Origin of the sequence: Bacillus cereus group sp. MYBK245-2 (assembly GCF_051916145.1) — a bacterium.
Lineage (GTDB): Bacteria > Bacillota > Bacilli > Bacillales > Bacillaceae_G > Bacillus_A > Bacillus_A pacificus.
The window spans coordinates 177041-184626 of record NZ_JBQAGB010000012.1; the positions used below are offsets into that span (position 1 = coordinate 177041).

Here is a 7586-nt window from a genome sequence, read left to right on the forward strand (position 1 = left end):
AAAAAACAAGCTTTGAATATAATAACGAAAAAGGAGATGTTAAATAATGGGTTGCATTGTAGATATTTCGAAATGGAATGGCGACATTAACTGGGATATTGCAGCACCACAATTAGATTTTGTAATTGCACGTGTGCAAGATGGTTCAAATTATGTAGATCCTTTATATAAAAATTATGTACAAGCAATGAAAGCAAGAAATATTCCGTTTGGTAATTATGCGTTCTGTCGTTTCGTTTCAGTAGAGGATGCACGGATAGAGGCGAGAGACTTTTGGAACCGTGGTGATAAAAATGCAACAGTTTGGGTAGCTGACGTAGAAGTAAAAACAATGAACGATATGAGAGCAGGTACACAAGCCTTTATTGATGAATTACGAAGATTAGGAGCTAAGAAAGTCGGTTTATACATCGCTCATCATATGTATGCTCCATTTGGAATGGCAAATGTCAATTGTGATTTTGTATGGATTCCTCGTTATGGTGGTAACAAACCAGCCTACCCATGTGATATTTGGCAATACACAGAAACAGGGAATGTAGCCGGCATAGGAAAATGTGATTTAAATAAGTTAATGGGAAATAAACCGTTAGTTTGGTTTACTAATCAAACTGTTGAACAATCGACAAAACAAGAAGGAGTTGGAATTATAGTGAATAAATTTAGTAAAGTTGTTACGTATGAATTTGGTACAGCGTTAGTAGTAGAAATGTTAGGAATGATGGATGCTCTTGGGTATGAATCTCGTATTATCTCATATGGAGATAAACAAGGATTAGTTAGATTTGAAACAGCATATCGCCAAGGGAATGAATTAGATCGAGCGACAGCGTGGTTAGATGCTAAAGGACTTAAATATTTTTATACAAAAGAATAGTTTGCTAAATAAAAAGCCGTCATGTGACGGTTTTTTATTTTTATGTAATCTTTTAACTCTACTTATAATATGGAGAAAATAGACTAACAAACAAGCCATTGTATACTTTCAAACATAGAATATGATGCATTCTATCAAGGAGGAAGCATATTTATGAGAAATACTTGTCATTGTGGACATTTTTAAGATTGTAATAAATTTTGGGATGATTTGATGTTTGGGAGATATAGATGTAAACGCAATGATTTTCACGAGTGTTGTTGCAAAGAGAAACCGAAGTGTGAGTGTGAAAAATGTCATTGTAAAACAAAAGCGAAATGCCATTGTAGGCATGAAGAGGAAGGGTATTAATAATAAAAAAGAGTACGATTACGCACTCTTTTTTGGGGTGATTATATTTCATCTTGAACAGATTTCTTTACAATTAACCATGTGTCTTTCTTTTTAATCGTTATAGCTACATTAGTTCCATTAGATTCCTTATAAAAGATATATCCATTGTTTGAGTTTACATATGTGACTGGTTCCCCTATGCAATCTCGCGAGCAGGATTTGTTGACTAGTTCAATTAGGGAGAGTTCGCTTGGATCTGTTTTACTTGCTTCTATAACAGCATCAAGGCTCGTTTTTCGATAGCCTTGTAAGTTGATATGAAAAAACTGCTCTATTTCTCCTGTAATGCTAGTATTCATTACTTCTACTGAATTCTTTTTTTCTTGAAGAAATCCGTTTTTATAAAGTAATTTTGTATATCCAATCCATGCTATTAATACTAGCGTGAAAAATATACCCGTCATTTTAAGCGTTCGTAGTCGTTTACTTACAATAGTTTCTGAGTATTTCATTCAGTCTAATCCTCCAATGTTTTTAATTTAAAATATGCTTGGATACATACTTTTAGAAGAGGATGAAATTTGATGAGTTTTCAATAAAAAAGAAAACATCCAGAGTTAGATGCTTTCTTTTTTGTATTTTTTGCTATCTGTTAGTTACTTGTTTCATAAGTGGTCTAATTTCTTTAACCGGTGGTTTTTTATCGTATACATCAACGTAAGAAAAATAATAATTTAAGTTTCTGAGAATTCCTTTTCCTATTTTAGCACTTAAGAAAGGAAAGACTTGTCCAGTATAATCATCAAGAGATTTACAGTAGTATTTTTCATCTAAATATATACTGTATTTACATGTTAGTTCTACTAGTGAGTTTCCTTCATCATCAATTACTTCCTTAGAATCAATAATGTCTATTAATGCGAATTTTTCATTTAGATAAACTTTCTTCTTTTTCTCATATTTATTTGTGAGTATAAATACGAGACCAATGGCGTTAATCAAACTGTTTCCTCCTATAAAAAACGGATATTAATAAAATATATCGATATACGTTAAATGTAAAGAGGACAGGTGAAATATCATTGATAGAAAGTTCAATAAGCCGATTTGGTTTTCAAATCGGCTTATTGTTATTGAAATACTTGCGGGAATTGCTTTACGATTGCGTTTGTTATCATGTCGGCCATTTCTAAAGCTTCTTTTTCAATTTTATCGTACAGTTTTACGCCTGCTTCATAATCTTTATTTAGGAATGCCAGTGCTTCTGCCTTAGTTAGTGCTAAATGTTCATAAAACATGTTTCTAAATGCTTCTTTATCAATATATGGGTTAATGCTAGTAAGAAATGCAACAATTTCATCTCCGTTAGCGTACCATTTTTTCTCTATAGCAGTAGCTGAATTTTGATCACCAGCTTTTGCTGCTTTAACAAGATCCGCTGCAATTACTAAGTGGTCTTTAATTAGTGCACTATATTTTTTTACAGCATCCTCACCATAGAATGGTTCAAGCGACAGTCCCATATGTGTTGCATTTTGAAGAAGCCGTCCAACTGTAATGTTTACGTCAGGTAAATTAAAAACAATACTTATAATAGCTAATCTCGTCCAAGCAACGTGTTGTTCCCATAAGGAACGCATATAACCTTTTAAAAAATTCTCGTTTTTACTAATTCGGTAATTACGTACAGATGTATCAAACTGTACATAAGGGTTATGATAGGGGGAGTAATACGATTGCCAATAAGGATACATAAACGGTAACACTCCTTTGAACATGTATAACTCAAAGTATGATGGGAATTTATATTTAGTTACGTGTCCTCGCTTATTTTTAAAAAATGAGTGTTTTAATTGTGATATACAGATAAAACGAATATAAAGTAAAAGATGCTCTGCAAGGGAAGTTGCAGAGCATCAAAAGGGTATTGCCGAGATGTCGGACTCGACTACGTAATATTATCATAAAATTCGCTTAAAAAAACCTGGTAAATGTGTCCAAATGAAAGTGTATCTTTAATAAAGTCAAAGGGATCTGCTTCCCGCGGCAGATCCCTTTGACTAGATAATGTCGATGAGCAAAAACTCATCTGGAGTACTTTAATAGTAACAAGTGAAATTCGTTTTGTGTATTGAGAAAAAAGAATTAGATATTTAAATGTTAAGCATTTATATTTTACCTTTTGTAATTATGACCATTTGTAGTGAGTGGATTATGGTTATAAAATGGTGATAAGATTTATAATTACATCTAATAGTGTTATGAAATATATAATAATAAAAAAAGACCCGCTTATATAAGCGGGTCAACTTAAGGGGTTTATCCAACAGAATATTTCATATGATAACAATTGTATTGTAGTAAGTCCATAAGGTTTATATTGAGAAAATGATTATGAATGATCTATTTCGTACGTGTATTAACGTTTAAAAAGTTGAGAAAGACAATGAAAAAGCTTTCTATAAGAAAAAAATGGCTGGTACTTATAATATGATTCATATTTCCACGCTTCATTATTTGAGAATTGGAGTTGGTTCGGTACGTTTTTTTGTTTGATGGAACTCATATTACGGTGCTTCATATAGTAACCTCCTGAATTCATATGTATAAGATTAGTAGTATTCAAGGAGAATTAATAAAATGTGTATTTATTTTAAAATTTATTATAGTACTAATCATTCTCTAAAACGTAAAGAAGCATAAAGTAATGAAAAAGCAGGCTGATAGTCATGTATTCATCACTTTCATGATGCATAAGAGATGATATAATAGGAGTAGATGAAAGATAAAGAAAAGCAGGTGACTCTTTTTTGTTTACAAAAGCACAAGAACTTTTAGCGTCTTATTTCGGTTATTCGTCATTCCGAAGAGGACAAGATGAAACAATTAAAAATGTATTAGATGGGAAAGATACTGTCTGTATTATGCCTACAGGTGGTGGTAAGTCAATTTGTTATCAAATTCCCGCATTAGTATTTGAAGGAACAACGTTAGTTATATCGCCTTTAATATCACTTATGAAAGACCAAGTAGATACATTAGTACAAAATGGTATTTCAGCTACATATATTAATAGTTCTATTTCGAGTACAGAAGCGAATCAACGAATTCAATTAGCGAAACAGGGCCATTATAAGTTACTTTATGTAGCGCCAGAGCGACTGGATTCAATTGAGTTTGTTGACCAACTGATCGATATGAAAATCCCGATGATTGCCATTGATGAGGCGCACTGTATTTCGCAGTGGGGACATGATTTCCGTCCGAGTTATTTACATATACACCGTATATTAGATTATCTTCCAGAAAAGCCGCTCGTATTAGCATTAACTGCTACGGCAACACCACAAGTTCGTGATGATATTTGCAACACGCTTGGAATTAATCAAGAAAACACGATTATGACAACGTTTGAGCGCGAGAACTTATCATTTTCTGTTATTAAGGGACAAGATCGTAATGCATATTTAGCGGATTATATTCGTCAAAATCAAAAGGAATCTGGGATTATATATGCAGCTACTAGAAAAGTAGTTGATCAGTTGTATGAGGATTTAATGAAAGCGGGAGTTTCTGTATCAAAATATCATGCCGGTATGAGTGATAACGATCGAAATGAGCAACAAGAACTCTTTTTACGTGATGAAGTGAGTGTAATGGTAGCCACATCTGCGTTTGGGATGGGTATTGATAAATCGAATATTCGTTACGTTATCCATTATCAACTTCCAAAAAATATGGAAAGTTATTATCAAGAAGCAGGACGTGCTGGCCGTGACGGATTAGATAGTGCATGTATATTGCTTTATTCTTCTCAAGATGTACAAGTACAACGCTTTTTAATTGATCAATCGACAGGAGAGTCTCGTTTTTCAAATGAACTTGAAAAACTGCAAAATATGACTGACTACTGTCATACAGAACAGTGTTTACAATCATTTATTTTGCAATACTTTGGAGAAGAACCAAAAGAAGATTGTGGCCGCTGCGGTAATTGTACAGACGACCGAGAAAGTATCGATGTGACGAGAGAATCGCAAATGGTTTTATCTTGTATGATTAGGACGAACCAACGATTTGGTAAACAAATGATTGCACAAGTACTAACTGGATCTAAAAATAAGAAAGTCATTGAATTTAATTTTCATACTTTGCCAACTTACGGACTTTTATCAAATCGTAGTGTAAAAGAAGTGAGTGAATTTATTGAGTTTTTAATTTCAGACGAGCTAATTGCAGTTGAACATGGTACTTACCCGACACTAAAAGTAACGGAAAAAGGGAAAGAAGTGTTACTTGGTAAAGAGAATGTTTTACGTAAAGAACGAGTAGAGACAAGACAAATCGTTCAAGATCATCCTTTATTTGAAGTACTTCGCGAAGTACGTAAAGAAATTGCGCAAGGAGAAGGGGTACCTCCATTCGTTATTTTCTCTGACCAAACGTTGAAAGATATGTGCGCAAAAATGCCGCAAAGCGACTCTGAACTTTTAACTGTGAAAGGGATTGGTGAACACAAACTTGTGAAGTATGGTTCGCACTTCTTACAAGCAGTTCAGCACTTTATTGAGGAAAACCCAAACTATGCTGAAACTATTAAAACAGAAGTGGTGACAGAGCGGAAAAAATCAGGGAAAGCTTCAGCAAATTCACATTTGGAAACGTATGAAATGTATAAACAAGGTATTAATCTAGATGAAATTGCGAAAGAACGTGGATTATCAAGACAAACGATTGAAAATCATTTAATTCGTTGTTTTGAAGATGGCATGGAAGTAGACTGGAACAGTTTTGTTCCTGCAGAATACGAACAACTGATTGAAACTGCTGTGCAAAATGCTGATGGTGGTCTGAAATCGATTAAGGAACAACTTCCGAATGAAGTGAGTTACTTTATGATTCGTGCTTATTTACAAATTAGAAAGTAGTGACATGTAAAGGGGATAGGGATTTATGCATCACGTTTTTGTGTATGGCACGTTAAGAAAAGAGCAAACGAATGCTCATTATATGCAAGGTGCAATATGCATTGTAGACGAAGCATGGACGTATGGCAAATTATTTGATACAAACGAAGGGTATCCAGCGATGATTTGTTCAAATAAAGATAAGGTATATGGAGAAGTTTATGAAGTAAATGATGACATATTGCGTAAGTTAGACGAACTAGAAGAATATACAGGTAATGCAGAGACGGATTTATATGAACGAATCACACAAATAGTATTTGATGGTGATAGGGAAATAGAGGCATATGTGTATATCGCTCAAGATAAAAATATGCTAAAGAAAGTTATCATTTCTGGTGATTGGTTGAAGTATCAACAAGGGAAATAATAGCAGCCATAGAGCAGATAGTGGAATTTTCCATTATCTGCTCTTTTATTTTTGGTACTTTAAAAATTCTTATTATTTAGATAAAATATAAATATAGGGAAATCAAAAGGAGGATTTTTCATGGGTATCAGAAATTTAGTTTCTCACCTGTAGTAGAAAAATAACGTACAGGAGGAGAATAATAATGAACGAATTAAATGTAAAAGAATTTTATAAAAAACAATTTGAATTACTAAGCTATGATATAAAAAATGAAAATTGGTTAAAGGAAGTTGCGAAAGAAGTACAAGAACAAATTGGATATCCATTTCAAACGATGTTAGAACTAGGAGCTGGAAATGGTGGTTTTGCAAGAGCGATGTCTAATTTGAATGTAAAAATGACTACTGTAGAGCTTGTACCAGAGTTAGTTATGTTTGCTAAAGAACATTCTACTAACGACATTGTGATTCATTGTGCTGACTTTTATAAAATTAACTTTGAAGAAAAGTTTGATGTTGTTAGTTATTTAGACGGATTTGGTGTGGGAACAGATGAAGAACAATTGGTTTTATTAAAGCGAATCCATAATTGGTTGAAAGATGATGGGTGTGCACTTATTGATATTTATCAACCATTATATTGGGAAAAAGCAAATGGACAAGAAATGCCGATTTATTCTGCAATGCGAAAATATGAATATGATAGTGAAAATGCTAGGATGCTGGACCACTGGTGGGAAAAGGATTCTTCAAATGATATCGTGACACAATCTTTACGTTGCTATACGATAGATGAGATTAGTAATTTATGTGCAGAGGCTCGTTTCAGTATAGTTGGGATTTTCCCAGGAGGAGCGTATGACTTTGAAGAGAGGAAATATAAAGAGCAAGCGTCTTTAAATGAATGTTTATCATATCGAATAAAAGTAAAAAAGAGTAAGGATTAATGAAGTGACCCCTAAAAGTTAGACACGGTTATTTCATTAGGCAGCTTGATCCAAATGAGTCCGGTATTGTACCGGGCTCATTTTTAATTTTGCCTTAATCCGTTTCGTATT

8 protein-coding genes are annotated in these 7586 nt (G+C 33.4%); 5 read left to right on the forward strand and 3 right to left on the reverse strand.

The genetic code is table 11. The features are described 5' to 3' along the window. Positions 1–46: 46 nt before the first annotated feature. Together ACTFRN_RS20015 and ACTFRN_RS20020 are read left to right on the forward strand one after the other, a co-directional pair. On the forward strand, positions 47–877 hold the full coding sequence (locus ACTFRN_RS20015) for a GH25 family lysozyme (RefSeq protein WP_073531057.1): 831 nt from the start codon (positions 47–49) through the stop codon (positions 875–877). A gap of 217 nt (positions 878–1094) precedes the next feature. After that, entirely contained in the window at positions 1095–1325 is a 231-nt protein-coding gene (locus tag ACTFRN_RS20020; RefSeq protein ID WP_041184520.1) for a hypothetical protein, read from the forward strand. Here the strand turns inward: ACTFRN_RS20020 and ACTFRN_RS20025 are convergent. The 3 genes from ACTFRN_RS20025 to ACTFRN_RS20035 all read right to left on the reverse strand — a co-directional run bounded on the left by ACTFRN_RS20025 (position 1270) and on the right by ACTFRN_RS20035 (position 2964). Next, positions 1270–1722: a hypothetical protein gene (locus tag ACTFRN_RS20025; RefSeq protein WP_014893646.1), complete on the reverse strand. Its 453-nt coding sequence runs from the start codon at positions 1720–1722 to the stop codon at positions 1270–1272. The two genes, ACTFRN_RS20020 and ACTFRN_RS20025, sit on opposite strands and share 56 nt — an antisense overlap. 133 nt (positions 1723–1855) lie before the next feature. Then, positions 1856–2212 (reverse strand): hypothetical protein, encoded by a 357-nt coding sequence (locus ACTFRN_RS20030; RefSeq protein WP_000606242.1) that lies wholly within the window; start codon positions 2210–2212, stop codon positions 1856–1858. Between the two features lie 128 nt (positions 2213–2340). Further along, entirely contained in the window at positions 2341–2964 is a 624-nt protein-coding gene (locus ACTFRN_RS20035; RefSeq protein ID WP_014893647.1) for a hypothetical protein, read from the reverse strand. Positions 2965–4020: 1056 nt separating this feature from the next. On the opposite strand from ACTFRN_RS20035, the gene recQ reads away from it, so the two are divergent. The 3 genes from recQ to ACTFRN_RS20050 all read left to right on the forward strand — a co-directional run bounded on the left by recQ (position 4021) and on the right by ACTFRN_RS20050 (position 7475). Beyond that, positions 4021–6138 carry a DNA helicase RecQ gene (recQ, locus tag ACTFRN_RS20040; protein WP_000494298.1) on the forward strand — a complete coding sequence of 706 codons (2118 nt, stop codon included), beginning with the start codon at positions 4021–4023 and terminating at the stop codon, positions 6136–6138. Between the two features lie 25 nt (positions 6139–6163). Then, a complete protein-coding gene (locus ACTFRN_RS20045; protein ID WP_000546572.1) occupies positions 6164–6547 on the forward strand; it encodes a gamma-glutamylcyclotransferase family protein in 384 nt (127 codons plus the stop codon). A gap of 184 nt (positions 6548–6731) precedes the next feature. Further along, entirely contained in the window at positions 6732–7475 is a 744-nt protein-coding gene (locus tag ACTFRN_RS20050) for a class I SAM-dependent methyltransferase (RefSeq protein ID WP_001004298.1), read from the forward strand. The last annotated feature ends 111 nt before the right edge of the window (positions 7476–7586 follow it).